Annotated in this window: 18 protein-coding genes; 10 read left to right on the forward strand and 8 right to left on the reverse strand. The window is 35.8% G+C overall.

The window, feature by feature from the left end; all coding sequences use genetic code 11:
* Positions 1-97: 97 nt before the first annotated feature.
* The 4 genes from AC5P2S_RS15255 (at position 98) to AC5P2S_RS15270 (ending at position 3735) form a co-directional block, all read left to right on the forward strand.
* Positions 98-751, forward strand: a complete 654-nt coding sequence (locus AC5P2S_RS15255; RefSeq protein ID WP_494555482.1) for an SGNH/GDSL hydrolase family protein — start codon at positions 98-100, stop codon at positions 749-751.
* Positions 751-1278 carry a YfiT family bacillithiol transferase gene (locus AC5P2S_RS15260; protein WP_494555483.1) on the forward strand — a complete coding sequence of 176 codons (528 nt, stop codon included), beginning with the start codon at positions 751-753 and terminating at the stop codon, positions 1276-1278. The genes AC5P2S_RS15255 and AC5P2S_RS15260 overlap by 1 nt, the downstream gene beginning before the upstream one ends.
* A 401-nt stretch (positions 1279-1679) precedes the next feature.
* On the forward strand, positions 1680-3167 hold the full coding sequence (gene hutH / locus AC5P2S_RS15265; protein ID WP_494555484.1) for a histidine ammonia-lyase: 1488 nt from the start codon (positions 1680-1682) through the stop codon (positions 3165-3167).
* A 121-nt stretch (positions 3168-3288) separates the two neighbouring features.
* On the forward strand, positions 3289-3735 hold the full coding sequence (locus tag AC5P2S_RS15270) for a GNAT family N-acetyltransferase (protein WP_494555485.1): 447 nt from the start codon (positions 3289-3291) through the stop codon (positions 3733-3735).
* A gap of 131 nt (positions 3736-3866) precedes the next feature.
* Here the strand turns inward: AC5P2S_RS15270 and AC5P2S_RS15275 are convergent, their stop codons facing one another.
* The 4 genes from AC5P2S_RS15275 to AC5P2S_RS15290 all read right to left on the reverse strand — a co-directional run bounded on the left by AC5P2S_RS15275 (position 3867) and on the right by AC5P2S_RS15290 (position 7864).
* Positions 3867-5042, reverse strand: coding sequence for a peptidase associated/transthyretin-like domain-containing protein (locus AC5P2S_RS15275; protein ID WP_494555486.1), 1176 nt, complete (start codon positions 5040-5042; stop codon positions 3867-3869).
* A gap of 125 nt (positions 5043-5167) precedes the next feature.
* Positions 5168-5995 carry a 4,5-DOPA-extradiol-dioxygenase gene (gene ygiD, locus AC5P2S_RS15280; RefSeq protein WP_494555487.1) on the reverse strand — a complete coding sequence of 276 codons (828 nt, stop codon included), beginning with the start codon at positions 5993-5995 and terminating at the stop codon, positions 5168-5170.
* Between the two features lie 352 nt (positions 5996-6347).
* Complete coding sequence (locus AC5P2S_RS15285) at positions 6348-6857, reverse strand: YceI family protein (RefSeq protein ID WP_283417734.1); 510 nt, start codon at positions 6855-6857, stop codon at positions 6348-6350.
* A 248-nt stretch (positions 6858-7105) separates the two neighbouring features.
* Positions 7106-7864 (reverse strand): TIGR03915 family putative DNA repair protein, encoded by a 759-nt coding sequence (locus AC5P2S_RS15290; protein WP_494555488.1) that lies wholly within the window; start codon positions 7862-7864, stop codon positions 7106-7108.
* A gap of 134 nt (positions 7865-7998) precedes the next feature.
* Here AC5P2S_RS15290 and AC5P2S_RS15295 point away from each other — a divergent pair, with 134 nt between their 5' ends.
* Positions 7999-8820 carry a helix-turn-helix domain-containing protein gene (locus AC5P2S_RS15295; RefSeq protein WP_494555489.1) on the forward strand — a complete coding sequence of 274 codons (822 nt, stop codon included), beginning with the start codon at positions 7999-8001 and terminating at the stop codon, positions 8818-8820.
* Positions 8821-8883: 63 nt separating this feature from the next.
* Positions 8884-10314 carry a S41 family peptidase gene (locus AC5P2S_RS15300; protein ID WP_494555490.1) on the forward strand — a complete coding sequence of 477 codons (1431 nt, stop codon included), beginning with the start codon at positions 8884-8886 and terminating at the stop codon, positions 10312-10314.
* Here AC5P2S_RS15300 and AC5P2S_RS15305 read toward each other — a convergent pair.
* Positions 10311-11567, reverse strand: a complete 1257-nt coding sequence (locus AC5P2S_RS15305) for a putative DNA modification/repair radical SAM protein (RefSeq protein ID WP_494555491.1) — start codon at positions 11565-11567, stop codon at positions 10311-10313. The two genes, AC5P2S_RS15300 and AC5P2S_RS15305, sit on opposite strands and share 4 nt — an antisense overlap.
* Before the next feature lie 136 nt (positions 11568-11703).
* On the opposite strand from AC5P2S_RS15305, the gene AC5P2S_RS15310 reads away from it, so the two are divergent.
* From AC5P2S_RS15310 to sucC, 4 genes are all read left to right on the forward strand, one after another.
* Positions 11704-13032 carry a hydroxymethylglutaryl-CoA reductase, degradative gene (locus tag AC5P2S_RS15310; protein WP_494555492.1) on the forward strand — a complete coding sequence of 443 codons (1329 nt, stop codon included), beginning with the start codon at positions 11704-11706 and terminating at the stop codon, positions 13030-13032.
* A 151-nt stretch (positions 13033-13183) separates the two neighbouring features.
* Positions 13184-13570 (forward strand): DUF423 domain-containing protein, encoded by a 387-nt coding sequence (locus tag AC5P2S_RS15315; RefSeq protein WP_283417728.1) that lies wholly within the window; start codon positions 13184-13186, stop codon positions 13568-13570.
* Between the two features lie 10 nt (positions 13571-13580).
* Positions 13581-13841: a zinc ribbon domain-containing protein gene (locus tag AC5P2S_RS15320; protein ID WP_283417727.1), complete on the forward strand. Its 261-nt coding sequence runs from the start codon at positions 13581-13583 to the stop codon at positions 13839-13841.
* Positions 13842-14059: 218 nt separating this feature from the next.
* Positions 14060-15250: an ADP-forming succinate--CoA ligase subunit beta gene (gene sucC / locus AC5P2S_RS15325; RefSeq protein ID WP_283417726.1), complete on the forward strand. Its 1191-nt coding sequence runs from the start codon at positions 14060-14062 to the stop codon at positions 15248-15250.
* A gap of 49 nt (positions 15251-15299) precedes the next feature.
* On the opposite strand, the gene AC5P2S_RS15330 is transcribed toward sucC, so the two are convergent.
* The 3 genes from AC5P2S_RS15330 to AC5P2S_RS15340 all read right to left on the reverse strand — a co-directional run bounded on the left by AC5P2S_RS15330 (position 15300) and on the right by AC5P2S_RS15340 (position 19727).
* The gene (locus AC5P2S_RS15330) at positions 15300-16169 is read right to left on the reverse strand and encodes a mechanosensitive ion channel family protein (RefSeq protein WP_494555493.1); all 870 of its coding nucleotides are present in this window, start codon (positions 16167-16169) and stop codon (positions 15300-15302) included.
* 64 nt (positions 16170-16233) lie between these two features.
* Positions 16234-16824 carry a hypothetical protein gene (locus AC5P2S_RS15335; protein ID WP_494555494.1) on the reverse strand — a complete coding sequence of 197 codons (591 nt, stop codon included), beginning with the start codon at positions 16822-16824 and terminating at the stop codon, positions 16234-16236.
* Positions 16825-17030: 206 nt separating this feature from the next.
* A complete protein-coding gene (locus AC5P2S_RS15340) occupies positions 17031-19727 on the reverse strand; it encodes a DUF8693 domain-containing protein (protein WP_494555495.1) in 2697 nt (898 codons plus the stop codon).
* Between the last annotated feature and the right edge of the window lie 24 nt (positions 19728-19751).

Genomic DNA, 19751 nt, shown 5'->3' on the forward strand with positions numbered 1-19751 from the left:
GCTGACTTTCATTTGCTTATTTCATTTGTGACTTTTGTAGTTAAAAAAGAAATTTCTCTACTGTCATTTCATATATTTGATAATCAAATTTAGAAATATGAAATCTATAGCATTTGCCTTATTATTATTTTCAACAATGTCATACGCTCAAGACTTTGCCAATTTTGGCAGATACCAGAAACAAAACCAAGAAGTTCTTTCTCAAAATATTGCTCCAAATTCTGTTTTGATGGGCGATTCTATCACAGAAGGTTGGTTTGCTACAGACCCGGGATTTTTCACAAAAAATAATTTTGTAGGACGAGGAATCAGCGGACAAGTGACTTCGCAAATGCTTTTGAGATTCCGGGAAGATGTGATCAAACTGAAACCTAAACGTGTGATTATTCTTGCCGGAACTAATGATATTGCAGAAAATCAAGGTCCGATTTCTTTGGATAAAGTGTTCGGAAATATTGTTTCTATGGCAGAATTGGCAAAAGCTAATAACATCAAAGTGATTCTTTGCTCCGTTCTGCCCGCTTACGATTTCCCTTGGAGAAAAGATATGCAGCCTGCTGATAAAGTCATTGCATTGAATAAAATGATAAAAGATTATGCGCAGAGAAATCATATCACTTACGTGGACTACCATTCTGTTTTAAAGGATGAGAAAAATGGTTTGCCTAAAGAAATTGCTGAGGACGGAATCCATCCCAACAAATTAGGTTATGAGAAAATGGAAGCAATCCTGATGAAGAATTTAAAATAATGAACTTAGACGAACTAAAATATCCTGTCGGAAAATTCATCAAACCAGAATTCATTACCAAAGAAATCATCGATTCTGCTATTTCAGATATTGAAAATTTTCCGGGTCTCGTTAATGCTGAGATTCAAAATCTCACTGAAGAAGAACTGCAGTTAAGATACAGACCAGAAGGTTGGACAACTACTCAAGTGGTTCATCATTGCGCCGACAGTCATATCAACAGCTATATAAGATTCAAACTGGCTTTGACGGAAAATGTTCCAACAATCAAACCTTACGAAGAAAGTGTATGGGCAGAGTTGTCTGATAACAATCTCTCGCCTTTGGTTTCATTGCAACTTTTGGAAGCTTTGCACGCAAGATGGGTTTATCTTTTGAAAACTTTGAGTGAAGAAGATTTGAATAAAGAATTCATTCATCCGGAACAATCAGAAAGAATTTCGCTCAAAGAAAATATCTTGATTTACAGCTGGCATTGTCGGCATCATTTGGCGCATATTCGCCAGGCGAAGGAATTGAGATTTTGATTTAAATCTGATGGAAACAAAACACGTTGTCTACAGTTATAAAAAATATACAATAATTTTACTAGTCGCATTTTTGCTGGCTTTGATTACACCGAAATTAGTCTATCATTTCCGATATACTGATTTTAGGATTGTTTGGCAAGTTGGAATAACTGCTTCGATGATCTTAAACGGATTATCAATTGCCTTTTCATTCATTAATTCTTTATTCATTTTCTTAGAATTTCGCGAAACCAAAAAATGGAATTTTCTTTGGTTAATGTTAAGTCTGATTCCCTTTTTGTATTGGAGCTGCTGGTTAATAATTATAACTTTCCTTCTACCTAATCAATAGTGATAAAATATAAAATCATTATAATATTCCTCCCGAAAAGTGTATTTTTAGGCAAAATTTTTCAGTGATGATTTACGGAATCGACCAATTTAAATATCAGAATGTTTTAGAGATTTTAAAAAATCCTTCCAAAGCCAAGCTCAATAAAAAATCAAAAGACCAGATCATAAAATCGCAACAGAATGTCAGAAAAATTGTGGAGTCTGACAGAACGGTTTATGGCATCAATACAGGATTTGGACCGCTTTGCGATGTTAAAATTTCAGAAGAAGAAACCGCTCAACTTCAACATAACTTGATTATTTCGCATGCTGTTGGCGTCGGAAAACCGATTCATAAAGACATTTCCAAAATAATGATGATTTCCAAAGTCCACGCTTTGTCGAAAGGCTATTCGGGCGTTTCTTTGGACGTTATCGAGCGATTGATTCTGATGTTGGAACTGGATATTATCCCAGTTGTTCCAGAGCAAGGCTCTGTTGGAGCTTCAGGAGATTTGGCACCGTTGGCCCATTTGGTTTTGCCGCTTTTAGGATTAGGCCAGGTTTGGGAAAATGATAAAATTGTTGAAACGGCTAAAGTTTTGAAAAAACATAAACTTCAACCGTTAAAATTAGGACCTAAAGAAGGTTTGGGATTGATTAATGGAACTCAGTTTATTTTGGCTCATGCAATTACAGGTCTTGCAAAATTCGAATATCTTTTAGATTTAGCAGATTTAACAGCAGCTATGAGTCTTGAAGCTTATCGTGGCTCATCAAGCCCTTTCAAGAAAGAATTGCACGAGATTCGTCCATTTGCCGGAAGCCTAAAAGTGGCGGAAAGAATGCGAAATTTCCTTAAAGATTCAGACAATCTAAAGTCTCACGAATTCTGTGACAGAGTCCAGGATCCTTATTCTATGCGTTGTGTTCCACAAGTTCACGGTGCGAGTAGAAATGCTTTCGAACATCTGAAGCAAATGGCCGAAACAGAACTGAATTCTGTAACCGACAATCCTATTGTTTTAAGCGCAGAAGAATCAATTTCCGGCGGTAATTTCCACGGACAATTGATGGCTTTGCCTTTGGATTATGCTTCGTTGGCAGCCGCAGAATTAGGAAATATTTCTGACAGAAGAAGTTATCTTTTGCTCGAAGGAAAATATGGCTTACCGAAATTGTTAGTAGAAAGCTCTGGGCTTAATTCTGGCTTCATGATTCCGCAATATACTAGCGCAGCATTGGTTACAGAGAACAAAACGCTTTGTTTCCCGGCTTCTGCAGATTCTATACCGACAAGTTTAGGTCAGGAAGACCACGTTTCTATGGGAAGTATTTCCGGTCGAAAATTCAATCAGATTTTAGGGAATTTGGAAAATATTCTAGCAATTGAATTAATGTTCGCTGCCCAAGGTTTGGAATTCCGAAGACCTGCAAAATGTTCTAAAATTGTTGAGAAAAATTATGAGTTAATTCGTTCCGTTGTTCCAAAACTGGAAGACGACCGATTGATTGGCGAAGATATTTTGAAAATTGCTGAGTTGATTAGAGAAAGGAAATTTGTGGTGAATTAAACCTCAGCAGACAAAGTCTTCGACTCCGTTCAGACTGACAATTTTAAAAATAAATGTTAATAATAAAGATGTCGTGCTGAGCAGAGTCGAAGCATTTTTACTTAATATAATAACATTGCTAATGCAAACCCTCAGAATAACCTCCGAAAATCCAGACTTTCAAATTCTCGTAAAACAACTCGACACATATCTAGCTATGATGGATGGTGATGAACACGATTTTTACCATCAATACAACAAAATCGATATGTTGAAAAATTGTGTCGTTATTTATGATAATGACGAAGCTGTTGCTTGTGGCGCTATCAAAGAATTGGATTCAAAATCTATGGAAGTCAAAAGAATGTTCACGCTACCTGAAAAGCGCGGAAAAGGTTTAGCTTCAGCTATTTTAAAGGAATTGGAAATTTGGTCTAAAGAATTAGGTTACAAAAAAACAGTTCTTGAAACAGGAAAAAGACAAATCGAGGCCGTTGCACTTTACAACAAATGTGGTTACAAAATCATTCCGAATTACGGTCAGTATATTGGTGTTGACAATAGTGTTTGTTTTGAGAAAGAACTATAAATTTTATCGCAAAGGCGCAAAATGGATCTTTTCTCATTCTGCTTTAAGTCGCCAAGAATTAATTTTCGTATTATGTTTTGCGACTTAAAAACATTACAATTGATTCAGTTTTTGTTCATTTGCGTTATCAATCAATTCCCAAACTGATAATCCAAAGGTAATATTTTAGACACATTCTGCTGGGAAAAACTCTCTTCCAGAATCAACAAATCCGGTTCCGAACAAATACCTTCCGGAAAAATCTCAAATTCTGCCGCTTCGGGATGTATCAATGACGATTGCGAAACAGCATTGGCCGATTTGATGAACTCACCTTTCTTGATTTCGTAATAATACTTCTGATAATTGACCATCAGTAAGTCATCAAAATCAAGGAAAAGTCTGCCATCTTTACGTTTCGTGAAATCAGATTCTTTGATTTTCGTCTTTAGAATTGCTAAGACGAATGGAGAATTTTTATTTTTTCGCTGTGAGATTTCTTCCAACTCCGGCGATAGATTTACATTCATCACTTTTTGAGTTCTTACAAAACTGAAATAATCTTCCAGTTTTTGTAATTCAGCTTCAGTTGGATATTTTGGATTTGGGATTCGTTTGGCGTGGTTGACGACAAAACCTTCCTTTTCTAATTCATTATTATAAAGACTTCTGAAAAAATGCATCAAACTACCTTGGTAAGCATTCATCCGGTTGAGAATTACATTTTTCTTACTATTGGTTTCTTTGAAAAAAGAAGTTCCTAAATAACTATTGGTTTTGTTTTTAAAATCTGCTTCAAAGTTGATGAGATTATATTGAATGTTATAACCCAGATTTTTATTTTCAATAATCAAGGTCTGGGGCGCTTTGACTCTTAGAAACTGATTTTTCTTATCGAAAGAAAACTTAAGCGTTCTTTGATTTTTTATGGTAACTCCTTCTCTATCAAATCCAATAAATCTATCCAGAAAGTAATTGATAAAATCTTTGTAAGCCTGTTCTGTGTAAGGAATAATAACAACTTCCTCAATTTCTTTAACAGGATTGATAATCACTTTTACCGATTTTCCAATGGCTTGATTCAACGGAAAAATGCTCGTTTCATAATTATCTTTCTGAAAAATCAGGTTGCCGCTTTTTTGTCCCTGAACATCCAGCTGAAAACTGCCATCGTTTGTAGAAACTGTTGAGATTTTGGTTCCGTCGAGATAGACATTAACGTTAGAAATCAGATTTCCGTTTTCAGTCTGAATTTTCCCGGAAATAATCTGTGAAAAACAACTGCAGATAAAACTAAAGTAAACGCAAAAAAGTAATATTCTTTTCATATGAAGATGTTCATTGTTTTTGAAGGTCATATGTAATTGCGTAGCCTTCATAAATTTTTCGTCGCTTTATATGATAGCGATTTCATCAAAACAATATTACTAATTTTTTAGTTATAAAAATAACCCTACCCGATTTTTACCGATGTCATACTCAAAGAACCGCCAATCAGCGAGTCATTGAATAATGATAGTTCTTCCGATTTTTCTTTCAGTCCGAGATTATAAATCATTGGCAGAAAATGGTCCGGTGTCGGAACGGCATATTGCAAAAACGAACCTTGTTTTTGATAATCAATCAATTTTTGAAAATCGCCGTCCAAAAGCCAATTGTTGATCTTTTCCCTGGCTTCTATCGCCCAATCCCAGCCTGCTCCAATAGTATCGATATTTTTCCAATCAATCAAACGAAGATTATGGACAATGTTTCCGCTTCCGATAATCAGGATTCCTTTCTCACGAAGTCTGGATAATTTTTTTGCCAAATCAAAATGATATTGAGGCGGTTTTGTGTAATCTATACTCAATTGGATAACCGGAATATCCGCATCGGGATAAAGATGTCTGAGAACCGACCAGGCACCGTGGTCCAATCCCCAATTATGGTCTTCTTCCACCAAAACCGGAGCGAGTAGTTGCGAAGTTTCTTTAGCCAATTCCGGACTTCCTTTTGCGGGATATTGCACATCGAATAATTCTTGTGGAAATCCTCCGAAATCGTGAATGGTTTTTGGCATATCCATCGCCGTGACGAAAGTTCCGTTCGTAAACCAATGCGCAGAAATACAAATGATTGCATTGGGTTTTGGTATTTCTTTGCTGATATTCCTGAATCCCTGAACAAAAACATTCTCTTCGATAGCGTTCATCGGAGAGCCGTGTCCTAAAAACAGAACCGGCATTTTTTCTGTGGTTCGGAAGTTATCAGATATTTTTGAAAGGTCGTTGAGGTTCATATTTTTTTTAAAAGTAAAATGTATTAATGTAAAAAGTATTTTATTTTCTCGCAGATTTGGCTGATTGAGCTCTTCTTTTCACACTTAGGTTGATTGTTTTAAACCACAAAAGTCACATAAGGACAATTAAGTTTTTAAATCTCCGATTTTTTTGGCAAATGTTGTTTTTATATTGAATCTGCAGCCCGGCCTGAGTGGAGCTCTTTTTCTTTTTTATCAAAAAAGAAAAAAGCGGGAACGGAGGACGGATAAAGCTGCCCAAATAATTATTCTCAAAATCAAAAAAAGTATAAACAAAGCGAACTCTGTTTATACTTTAAAAAACTCAAACTATAAATACTATTGTATTCTTTTATTGTTTTACAAACTGCAATTCGCCTGCAATTTTTACTTCTTCGCTTACCATTACACCGCCTGTTTCCAAAGCTGCGTTCCAGGTCAAACCGAAGTCGCTTCTTTTGATTTTCCCTTCGAAAGAGAAACCTGCTTTCGTGTTTCCCCAAGGGTCAGAGTTGATTCCTCCGAAATCCACGTCCAAAGTCACTGGTTTCGTAACGCCGTTAATAGTGAGGTTTCCTGTAACATCACCGTTAAGAGTTGAAGCTTCAAAAGTGATTTTCGGGTTGGCTTCTGCATTGAAGAAATCTGCAGATTTCAAATGCGTATCTCTGTCCGCGTTATTAGTGAAGATAGAATCTGTATCAATGAAAGCTGAAACTTTTGCGTTCGCAAATGTATCGTCTTCTGCATCGATTTCTGCGTTGAAAGTCGTGAATTCACCTTTTACGTTAGAAATCATCAAGTGTTTTACTTTGAAAGTGATCTCGCTATGTGTTGGGTCTAATAACCATTTAGTTGCCATAATTTTTAATATTTTGTTGTTAATTATGATGCAAATTTAGGCCGACCAGGTTTCCCTCACATTGATGTAAGTTAAGAATTTGAATTGTGATAAAAATTTTGGGCAGCCCGTCAGATTTCCCAATGCTTATGCCGACGCAAAATCTGCCGGCCGGGCTATCTACTCCTATCTTTTTCGGACACTCCGCTTCGCTCCGTATCCAAAAAAGGATATCCGCTACTATCCCTGCTGCGGGCGACGTCTCCGATTCACCATTTCTCGGTCAGATATTTCCAGTAGCGCTTCGGAACATGCTGAATGTGAAGCTTTGTATTTTTCCTTTCCTTGATGTTGGTTTTCGTAAAATAGCTTTGCCAGAGCGTTTGATATTTTTTTTCTTCGTCGTGGAATTTCTCCTGGTACTGGTTTAAATCTAATTTTTCATCAGGATAAAAGAATTCGCAGTTTTCCAAATCGTAGAACAATCCGTAATGTCTTCGTAAATCATATATCATCCATTTTTGGTCGGCATATCGGTCTTTGAAATGTTTCCGAATCAATGGCAACACGTTAAAATCCGGGTCAATCTTCGCAAAATAAATATCATCCTGCATTTTCTCGAACCTTATAAAAGCGGTCATCCTGTGTCTTTCCCGACTGACGGATTTGCAGATTTTAGCGATTTTCAGAATGTCATCGTTGGCAAAATTTTGAAGAATGTTTTCGTTTGAATGTTTGATGGATTGTTTTACGGCAGAAAAAATCAATTGTTCTAATTCTAAATCTTCGGAAAGATAAACTCTAAGCAGATCATTAATTCCAGACTTTCCAATGCTTTTTTCTAATTTATTGAGAACTCTTTCAGATTTTTCCTGTTGGCTAACAACCTCGTGAACTTCCGCAAACATATTTTTCTGTTGGAAACTTTCTCTATTTTTGATTTCCACATCTTGATAACGGTATTCAAAAATTTCGAATATCGCAGTTAAAAGTCCGTCGAAAGTTCCGTCGTAAAGAAGAGTTGTCATTTTTTGTTTTTCTAAGTTTTATTAACTCAAAAGTCTTTCCAAAGCTTTATCAGAAGCTAAAGTTTATTAAATTTACATTCTGGAACAGTTTTCCAAATTTACGACAGAATATATTTAAAACAGAAAATCATATAATGAATTCAGTAATCATAAAGCCAAAAAATGAGATTCTGAAAAACTATGTTCAGTATTTTCTGTTCTTCGAAAAGACCAATCACGATTTTTTAACGTACACCACTTTTCCCAACAGCAATCTTTGTCTCGCCATTTATAAGGAAAATAAAATTTCTTATGACAATCAAAATAATTTGTGCGAAGTGAACGTTGGAAGAGCTTTTACAAGTCGATTTTATGGTTTTCATAAAAAGCCTTTTCAGGTCAATATTGATTCTTCGCTTAGTCAGATTTGTATTATTTTTCAGCCTTCTGCGTTAAGAGCGTTTACCAAAGAATCTTACGACGAACTGATGTTTTCCGATTCTGTTTTTGATGAAATATTCTCTTCGGATAAAAATATTCTAGAAAAAATATTCGAGGTAAATGATTTTTCTAAACGAGCCAATGAACTGGAAATTCTGCTTCTTAAAAAATTAAATGATTCTGTTTCAGATACAATGAAAGAAGCCTTGATGCTCATTAATCAAAATAATGCGATTAGTATCAATGAACTATCCAAAAGTCTTAAAATCAGTGAAGCGACATTGTTCCGACTTTTCAAAAATAATCTGGGACAAAATCCAAAATCTTACCTTAAAACATTACGATTTCGAAATGTGTTGAATGACCTTTCTCAATCCAAAAATTCTTTGACGACGGTTGCTTATCAGAATCTGTTTTATGACCAAGCGCACTTCATCAAAGATTTCAAAATGTTTTCAGGATTTTCGCCAAAAAAATTAGCAGAGAAAATCTCTGTGAATCAAAAAGATTTGACTTGGATTTACAATAAAGATTAAAATTGAATGATTTTTACAATTTTTGAAACTCAGAAATGATTTCTTTTGCTGAAAATTTTATCAATGAAAACCAAAGTCTTTTTATTTTTCACACTTTCTTTATTTTTCGGTTTCGCTAATGCACAAAATAAATGCAACTGTACTGAGACTTTGCAAAAAATAATTTCAAAAATTGAGACTGAATATCCCGGCTTTGATGTCAAAACCAAAGACAATTTATTATACAATAATGTAAAAGAAAATGCATTAAAAGCTTCCGCTGAATCTAAATCTGACGATAATTGTCTGGAAGTACTGAAAAACTATACAGGATTCTTCAAGGACAGGCATATTTGGGTTCTTCCAAATGGAAATTCAGCACCACAAATTGCTAATAATGTTTCCTCAAAAAACATATCGAAAGCTCTTAATATTAATCTTGAAAAATTCAAAAAGGTAGTTCAGAATCAGAAAAACAGCTTCGAAGGAATTTGGAAAGATGACAGTTATGAGATTGGAATCAAAAAACTCAATGAAAAAGAATATGTAGGTTTTATCATAAAAGCAGACCCGAAATTCTGGAAACCAAATGAAGTGAAATTTAGATTATTCGATGACGGAACCTATGAATATTATATGCAAGACCATTCTTCGCAAAAGGGGACTTACAAAATGATAGACAATAGTCTTTTGTATTTTGACGATATCAAATCTGCATTTACAAAACGTTTCCCTCAATCAAATTTGAATGAAAACGAAATTGAGGAGAAAATCAATGAAATCAATGGTTTTTACATCAAAAAACTGACTCCAAAAACCACAATCATCAAAATGCAGTATTTCAGTTATATGTTTGTAAATACGATTGAAAAAATGATTGAAAAGAATAAAAATTTATTGGAAAATTCGGAATTCCTAATCATTGATGTGAGAGATAATGGTGGTGGAACAGATAATGCTTATCAAAAAATTCTGCCTTATCTGGTAACTAATTCTATCCGAAATGTTGGTGTAGAATATCTTGCTTCTCCAACTTTGATTAGTACAACAGAAAATTATATGCAAGGTCTAAAAAAAGATTCCATAAAAAACAAAAGTGAAATCATTGACTTGGAAAAGAGAATCGAAATCCTAAAAGCGAATCTTGGAAAATATGTTAATTATAACCAAAACAAAATCAATATAAGTTCGATTTCTCCTGCTGTTAAAAGTCCTGCTCAGATTGTCGTTTTAGCTAATAATAATACAGGAAGTGCTGCCGAAAATTTTCTTTTAAATGCGAAACAAAGTAAAAAAGTTAAACTTTTGGGCATTCCCTCTTCAGGAGTCTTGGATTATGCGAACGCAATGTTTTTTGATTATGGTTGCAATAATTACAAACTTCTGATGCCGACTTATCGTTCGTTCAGGTTACCCCATTATCCCATTGACAATATTGGAGTTCAGCCTGATGTTTATCTTGATGAAAGCGTTGAAGATTGGGTAAAGTTTGCAGTTGATTATTTGGAAAATTAAAACAGAGTCAATTGCTGAGAAAACTGATTCTGAAATTTTGACTGACTGCCACCGATAATTAATTTTCTCAAATTCAAATCAGTTAAGTGTTTCAGAAATGGATTTCCATATGTAAAATCAATAAAATATTTAGCACGGTTGACCGCTGCTCCGAGTTTTTTAAGGTGGTCAATTGTCAAAACCTGAAATTGTCTTGCGCTTAAAATTTTCTGTGCTGTTTTCACACCAATTCCCGGAATTCTGAGAATCATTTTATAATCTGCGGTTTGAAGATTAACCGGAAATTGTTCGAGATTCCGCAACGCCCAACTTAATTTTGGATCAACTTCTAAATCTAAAAAAGGCATATTGAAATCTAAAATTTCATCCGCTTTGAAGCCATAAAACCGCATCAGCCAATCTGATTGATACAAACGGTTTTCCCGTAAAACAGGAACTTCCGCTGTAATCGCAGGCAAACGATTATCAACGGTTACTGGAATATAACCCGAATAATAAACCCGTTTCATTCCGTAATTTTTGTAGAAATGGTCAGCCACTTTGATGATTTGCAAATCATTTTCGTTGGTCGCCCCCACAATCATCTGTGTTGATTGTCCGGCCGGCGCAAATTTCGGAGCGCTTCTGATGACTTTTTTCTCGTCTTTATATTGCTGAATACCTTTCTGAACAATCCGCATCGGCTGAAGCATATCTTCACGATTTTTATCAGGCGCCAATAATTTTAATCCAGATTCAGTTGGAATTTCTAAGTTTACGGAAAGTCTATCAGCGTAAAGTGCAGCCTCATTCATCAAATCGTCACTTGCGCCAGGAATTGATTTCAAATGAATGTAGCCATTGAAATTATGTTCGGTTCTCAGCTTTTTTGCCACCCGAACCAGGCGTTCCATTGTCGTGTCCGCATCTTTGAAAATTCCGGAACTCAGAAATAAGCCTTCGATATAATTTCTACGATAAAAACTGATGGTTAAATCAACGACTTCCTCAACTGTGAAAGCCGCACGTTTGATATCATTTGATTTTCTGGAAACGCAATAGATGCAGTCGTAAATGCAATGATTGGTCAAAAGAATTTTAAGAAGCGAGACACAACGTCCGTCTTCCGTATAAGTGTGACAGATTCCACTTGCTGAGCTGTCACCCAAACCACCATTGTTCTTTCGTTTTCCGCCGCTGGAAGAACACGAGACGTCATACTTAGCAGCATCTGCAAGTATTTCGAGTTTTTCTTTGATGCGGTCGAAATTCATATTATTTTATGTTTGAGACATTTTTGTTATTAGCAAAATTAAGTCAGAAATTGAGAAAAATCAGAACTTTTAAAGCAAACTTATCCACATATTTCCAAAGCAAAATTAGTATATTTACAGACAATAAATGTATGCTATGAATCATAAACCGATAGAAGGTTTTTCTAAATTAACCAAGCAGGGAAAAATAGACTGGCTCGTAAATGAGTATCTTGAAGGAAACGAAGAATATCAAAATATATTAAATCAATATTGGAACGAAAATGCTGATTTGCAGAAACTTCACGATGAATTTTCTGAAAATACCATTTCCAATTTCTACATGCCTTACGGAATTGCTCCGAACTTTTTAATTGACGGAAAGTTATTCGCTCTTCCAATGGCTGTTGAAGAAAGTTCGGTGGTTGCAGCGGCTTCCAAAGCTGCCAAGTTCTGGATCGATAAAGGCGGTTTTAAAACGACAATTATTAACAACGAAAAATTAGGTCATACCCACTTTATTTTTAATGTTGAACCTCATAAACTGCTTCATTTTTTCAACTTTAATTTAAAGAAGAAACTAATTGAGGCTACCAACGACATTACTGCGAACATGAGAAATCGCGGTGGCGGAATTTTAGATATAAAATTAGTTGACAAAACTTCCGAAATGCCAAATTATTATCAGCTGAAAGCTAGTTTTGATACGGTAGATTCTATGGGAGCCAACTTTATCAATTCCTGTCTGGAACAATTCGGGAAAACATTGAAGCAGGAAGTAGCGATAAGCGAAGATTTTTCGCACGAAGAGAAGAATTCTTTGCAGATCGTGATGAATATTCTTTCCAATTTTACACCGGATTGTGTCGTAAGAGCTGAGGTTTCCTGTAAAATTGAAGATTTAAAAGATGACAGCGGAATTTCCAATGAAGAATTTGCCTGGAAATTCAAGCAGGCGGTAACTATTGCTGAAATTGAACCTTTCCGCGCTACCACTCACAATAAAGGAATTATGAACGGAGTAGACGCTGTCGTTATTGCTACCGGAAATGATTTTAGGGCTACGGAAGCCTGCGCGCACGCTTATGCGGCAAGAAGCGGAAAATATTCTTCTTTAACGCACTGTACAACCGACAATGGAATTTTCAGATTCTGGATCGATCTTCCGATTTCTGTTGGTGTTGTAGGAGGTTTGACAAATCTTCATCCGTTGGTTAAATTCTCTTTAGCGTTGCTTGGAAAGCCTTCTGCGCAGGAACTGATGAGCATTCTGGCGGTTTCCGGTCTGGCTCAGAATTTTGGAGCATTACGTTCTTTGGTAACCACAGGAATTCAGAAAGGTCATATGAAAATGCATTTATTGAATATTTTAAATCAATTGGGGGCAACGGAAGAAGAAAAACAGCATTTTGTAACCTACTTCAAAGATAAAACGGTGAGTCATCACGAAGTGATCAATGAGTTTAACAGAATGAGAGGTCAGTAATGTTCGGAATTATTGTGGCGGCTTTTATGCTGGTTTTCGGAATTTTTCTGAAACTGACGAAAAATCCGGGCTTTGCTCAAAATAAAAAATTCGCGTGGATTTTCATTGCTATTGGAGCAATATCATTAATATTCAAGATTTTAAATTATAAATGAAAACAATTACGTTGATCTTTGGTGCTGCTTACGGAACGCTTTCTGTAATTTTGGGAGCTTTCGGAGCGCACGCTTTAAAGAAAATATTGTCTGTGGAAAGACTGGAAAGTTTTGAAACAGGGGTAAGATATCAAATGTATGCTGCATTTTTCCTATTAATTGTAGGCTACATTTTAAAGTTTGAGACCAAAACAGAAAACTGGATTTCCTGGCTGATGATTTTCGGGACGATGCTGTTTTCTTTCAGTATCTATGGATTAAGCATGCAGGATTATTTGGGAGCCAACCTCAAGTTTTTAGGACCGATCACTCCGCTTGGAGGATTATTAATGATTCTAAGCTGGGGAATGTTGATTTTTTATTTTGCGAAGACAAAGTTTTAATCTGAAATACATGTTTTTCATTTTTGGAATCAAAACCAAATTGGTAGGGCAACAACAGCGTAAAGTCCTGAAAAGTGGTTTTATGATGAACGCAATCGTATCGGTTTATAAAAATTATTTTGAGTTGTTTTTCATCCCGATATTTCCATTCAGTAAAAAGTACAGTATCTATATTCCACATTCCGACGAGTATTTTGAAACCAATTATTTCTCATCAGAAATGCCGAAAGAATATCTGGATATTTGTAAGGAAGTTGGCAAAACATACTGACGAGGCAGCAACCATATGAATAATGATTGTAAGATCCGGAATAAACTCTCCAAATCATAATAATGATAGCGACATTACCGGCTATAAAAACTACTGACAAGTGTCACACTCAGATTATTTTGAAAACTGATTTCAATCAGACAATTATATAATGTAATTCGTCACTTTTTCTTAAATTTGTCAATCTTATAAAATTTAAAAATTAATCAAAACATATTATGAATCTTCACGAGTATCAATCAAAAGAGATTTTAGCAAAATACGGGGTTAATATCCAACGTGGTTTTGTTGCAAACAACGTAGATGAGGCAGTTGCTGCTGCTGAAAAACTAACTGCTGAAACCGGTGCACAAGGTTGGGTTGTAAAAGCTCAGATCCACGCTGGCGGACGTGGTAAAGGTGGCGGTGTTAAGTTCTCTCCGAATATGGACAAACTTAAAGAAAATGCCGGCAACATTATCGGAATGCAGCTGGTAACTCCACAAACTTCTGCTGAAGGTAAAAAAGTAAACTCTGTTTTGATAGCTGAAGATGTATATTATCCTGGAGAATCTGAAACTAAAGAATTTTATGTTTCCATTCTTCTGGACAGAGCTCTTGGAAAAAATACAGTAGTATATTCGACCGAAGGTGGTATGGATATCGAGCATGTTGCTGAAGTAACTCCGCACCTGATCCACAAAGAAGTGATTGATGCAGCTTATGGTCTTCAGCCTTTCCAGGCTAGAAAAATCGCTTTCAATCTAGGTCTTTCGGGTAATGCTTTTAAGGAATTTACAAAATTCATCACGTCATTATACAATGCGTATATAGGAATTGATGCTTCTCTTTTTGAGATCAATCCTGTTTTGAAAACTTCTGATGACAAAATCATTGCTGTAGATGCAAAAGTAACTCTGGATGACAACTCGTTGTTCCGTCATAAAGATCTTGCTGCCCTAAGAGATACAAGAGAAGAGGATCCATTGGATGTTGAAGCTGGTGAAGCCGGTCTTAACTTCGTGAAGTTAGACGGGAATGTTGCTTGTATGGTAAATGGAGCTGGTCTTGCAATGGCAACGATGGATATCATCAAATTATCCGGTGGAAATCCTGCTAACTTCCTGGATGTTGGTGGAACTGCTGATGCACAAAGAGTTCAGACTGCTTTCGGAATCATCCTTAGAGATCCGAACGTAAAAGCTATCCTGATCAACATCTTCGGCGGAATCGTAAGATGTGACAGAGTTGCTCAGGGTGTTGTTGACGCTTACAATGCTATGGGAAGCCTACCTGTTCCATTGATCGTAAGATTACAGGGAACTAATGCTGTTGAAGCTAAACAATTAATTGATGAAGCCGGATTACCGATCCATTCCGCAATCACTCTTGAAGAAGCGGCAAATAAAGTAAAAGAAGTTTTAGCTTAAGACTAAGATTTTAAAATAAAAAAGCCGATCCAATGGATCGGCTTTTTTATTATTGTTGCGTTGTTTTATTTTCAGAAAGATTCTCAGTAGTAGTAATATTTATGCTTGTTGGGGTTACAAGACTAATACCTTCTTCTGCAAGTCTTTCATTGATTTTCATAATTGCCTGGCTCTTCAGCTGTCCAAAGTCGGCACCTATTTCCAGCCAAAAATTAACCTGCATTGTAAACATTCCCTGCTTTGCAGATGTGAAAATAACATTAACTGAATCGGTTTTGTCTACATGCTCCAAAGATTTTATCTCATCAAGAACAGCCTGCTTGGCCTTGGTAATATCTTCACCAATAGGGATCTCAAAATCCATGATGATTCTTCGCTGAGGAGAAGCCGTAATGTTAAAGAATGGCGCATTAAAAATAACCTGATTGGGAATATAAACTTTTTTACCATCGTCAGTAATCAGTTTTGTGGTCAATAATCCAATATCCTGAACTGTTCCGGAATTCCCTCCAATTGTCACATAATCACCAATTTTAAACGATTTATCAATACCAACCAGCATTCCGGAAAACATACTTGATACCAAATCCTTCAATGCAACCCCGGCAATTACCCCAGCAACACCCAAACTTCCTAAGAACTTGAGAAAAAACCCACTGAATCCCATAATCTCCAAGGCTATGAAGGTCCCCATGAGAATGATTAAGAATTTGAACACCGTAATCAGTGTAACTACAGAATCATTTTTGGTTTTTGGAAAAAGGTTGTGAAATAGTTTTACAGACCAGCGGCTGAGATATGTACTTGTAGTAAGGAAAAATAAAAATACTAAAATTCCAACAACCAATCTTGGCGTTAATTCAGCAAAACTAATATACCATCTTTGCAATACTGCATAAACTGTATGTAAATATTCCATAATCGTTTCTTTTAATAAAAAAACCGACCTAAAGCCGGTTATATTTATCTATCAAATATAGTTATTATTTCATTTCATTAGCAATTCTCTTAGCATGAGAAGTAGGCAAATAAATACTAAATCCTACATTGAAAGTAATTGCTGAATTAAGTCCTTCGTTTCCAAAGCCTGCTTGTCCTACATACTTCACAAGACCTTCTACGCCTATATTTGGAGTAATGAAATAAGAATAACCAGGACCAACCCCAAAATCCAATCCGGTAGTCGAATTACCATTTTCTACAGATGCGCCACCGACACCTACATTACCCTCAAAAAACCAACGTCCATGGTTAAGAAGATTATCAACACCTGCCTCACCCGGAGATATAAAATAACGTCCCAAAGCACCTACTCCATAATCAAATCTTGATGGTGAACCACTTGTTGTCTTACTAAATCCTAAATTAACATAACCACCTAATGCAACATTATCTTTTATAAAATATGCCGCTTTTGGTTGTAAAGCAATGTTATAACCACCTCCTGTATTAAGACCGAAGTTACTTGAAATTAAGCTACTTCCAACCATCCAATTGCCTTCTTGTATCTGAGCATTTGCAGTCGAGAATAATCCTCCTATGGCTACAATTGTTCCAAAAAATATTTTTTTCATATGTTTAAATTTTTCGTTTAAAATTATATTTTTAACATTTTACAAACGCTATGCCATTCAGGAAAAAGCCTTTGTAAAACAGTCAGAAATATGCGGTTTTGAAAATTTGATAAGAAATAAAATATTTAAAAATAAAATCATTTCATCACTAAAATAAAAAAGCCAATCTTTTCAGATCGGCTTTAGTTTATAATTTGAAATTGTTATTATAAAATAACCTTCTTGGTTGTAGTACCTTTTTCAGAGGTTATCTTTAAAATATAAACACCTTTTACAAAGCCTACGGTACTTAATTTAACTTCTTTCGATTTGTTACCTGACAGTGAAGCAATCAGCTTACCTGAAGCATCGAACACATCTACCGCAGTAATATTCTCTTTGGTATCAATAACGATCAATTCTGATTCATCCTTGATTACACTAACAGTTCCAACATTTTTGCCGGCAGTTTCGAAGGAGGATAAATCCTGATAAATGATTTCAAATCTGGTTTCATCAATTCCTTTGCTCGCTGCAAACCTGTATGAGCCTTGTTCTGTTAGATTAACAATCTGGTTCAGTTTCTTATCTTTTAAATAAACAGCCTGCCCACTATTGAATAATCCTTCTTTCTCTCCTAATGTAATGGTGTAATCTCCTGTTTCATAATATTTGGTTCCAAGAGTTACAATGTCATTAGTATTCAACGGATATCTTCTGCCTTGTATCGCTAACTTGGCGGAACCATTAATAGAATAAAAAGCATCTGAACCCAGAACTATAAGATCCGCATCATACAATCTTTCGTATCCGTCTGTTGCTCCAGGAACATAAGAAACTAATATTGTATTATTGATATTCGAAGGGGATTTCAGATTCAACCAAAATCTGTCTTTAGAAGCTTTCTGATCTTGTTGCTTATTAAAGAAGATACTTGACGGACTATAACTTCTCATTGAGTTATTGAATTGCAGCGGCTGATTATTTGATCCCGCCATACTTTGAACTAAGAATCCTTGTCCAACTTTTATATATTGTGTTGGGATTGGTGAAGATACTCCGTCCTGAAATGTTGATGGCACTCCACCACTTCTGTTGTAGATAGCATAATTGGATCCTGCATAATCAGACCCTTGCTGTCCCGGGATATATTGCTGATTTGTCCAGAAGAAGGCTGTTCCATATATCAATGAACTATTTGCATCATAAAGCGCATCAAAATCCAGATTAGATGGATAAGGGTTCCCTACCAGGTTAAATCCGTGATCGGCATTGGTCCATTTTAGGTTCTGATAAGCTAAGTTTCCATTGTTAGGTAAGCCTGTAAAAGTAAATGTGTAAGGCGCCGGACTATTAAAATCTGCATTATAACTATCTTTTCCTCTGATAGCATATCCCTGACCTATTCTAAAAGTATAGGCATCATTAAGTCCTGTTATTACAAAATAATCATTAGATTCATTATAGATATAAAATCTGTTCTTAGGCGTTCCTCCAACAAGACCTCCATCTGAGAATGAGTACAAATTCTGATTAGAAACCGGCGAACTCCAAAAAGTATAGTGCATCTTTGCCATATTGGCAACCCTGTTCACCGTAATACTACCCGTATTGGTAAGTTCGGAGCTTTGCATAAGATTAGCATTGCTTTCTACAACAAACTTATCCGGTGTATTATTATTGATATACTGATCTGCAGTAACTACAGTGTTTGGACTAACAGTTAATGAGCCATTATTGGATATCGTAAGATTTTTAGCGATAAAAGAACCATCAGCACTGGTCACATAAGGTTCATATATATATGTATTTTGATTAGCGTTTGGTGTTCCATTTGACCAGCTAATTACATTGTCTTTTTCTCTCCATACAGTTTTATTTACCAATACAGATGCTGTTCCTACTCCATTGCCAGAACAAACTGCATCCGTAACAGAATTTAAAATGTAAGTTGTATTAACTTCCGGGGAAACAGTAAAAGTATATGGGGAATTTGTAATTCCTGTTATGGTTTGCGGTTCACCATTAGCTGTATAATTTATTGACCAAGGACCTGTTCCTGTAAGTGTAGCCTGCAAATTAACAGATCCAGGTTCGGTATCAATGGCTCCACCACCAGTAAGCGTAGCCGTAGGAGTTGGATTCATTCCGACATTAATGGTTTTGGTGTCCGTTACTGTTCCGAATGTAGTTGTGTAGGTTCCTACCGCCGTGTAAGTTGCAGCCTGGCTTGGACTGGCCGTAACTGATGAACCTGTAGTCTGCTGCAGATTGCCTCCGGCTGAGCTTGTCCAGGTATATGTAAATGGAGCCGAACTTTGAGCCGTTAATACTACAGGAGTGTTTGGACAAACTTCTGAATTATTAGAAGATACTACAAATGAATGATTGACAACCACACGATCTAAAAAGATAGACTTACCAGATGTTCTTGAAATTCTGAATCTGATATTATCACTATAATCATTCACTGGTAGTACAATTTCATCTGTAACCTGGACTTTTGGAGTAATTATATTATAAGCTCCTACTGTAGTCCAGTTAACATTGTCTGTACTTTTTTCAACAACCAGTCTTGTAGTTTCCACATAATTGATGTTGGCTGGTCTTACTGCAGCCAAAACAGTAATTGATGTTGCTCCGCCTTTAGGAATAACTGGAGTAACCAAAGTTCCTGCATCTAGCGTACTACTTGGAGCTTGTAATTCTACATAGCCCGGCATAGTTATTCCATTACCTCCTGCTGGATAAACATTACCTCTCGTGATTGTCCATACTCCCGCAGGTGTGGTTTGAGAATAATTACCGTAAGAATATCTGGCTGTCCAATTATTAAACTCTGCATTTATCTGGCTTTTTAAACCAAAGCTTACGAAAATGCATGCAATCAGAAAAACATTTTTAAAAAGTATATTTAATTTCATAACTTTAAATTAAGTTACAAAGTT

It is taken from the genome of Epilithonimonas sp. 33E (genome assembly GCF_059372615.1).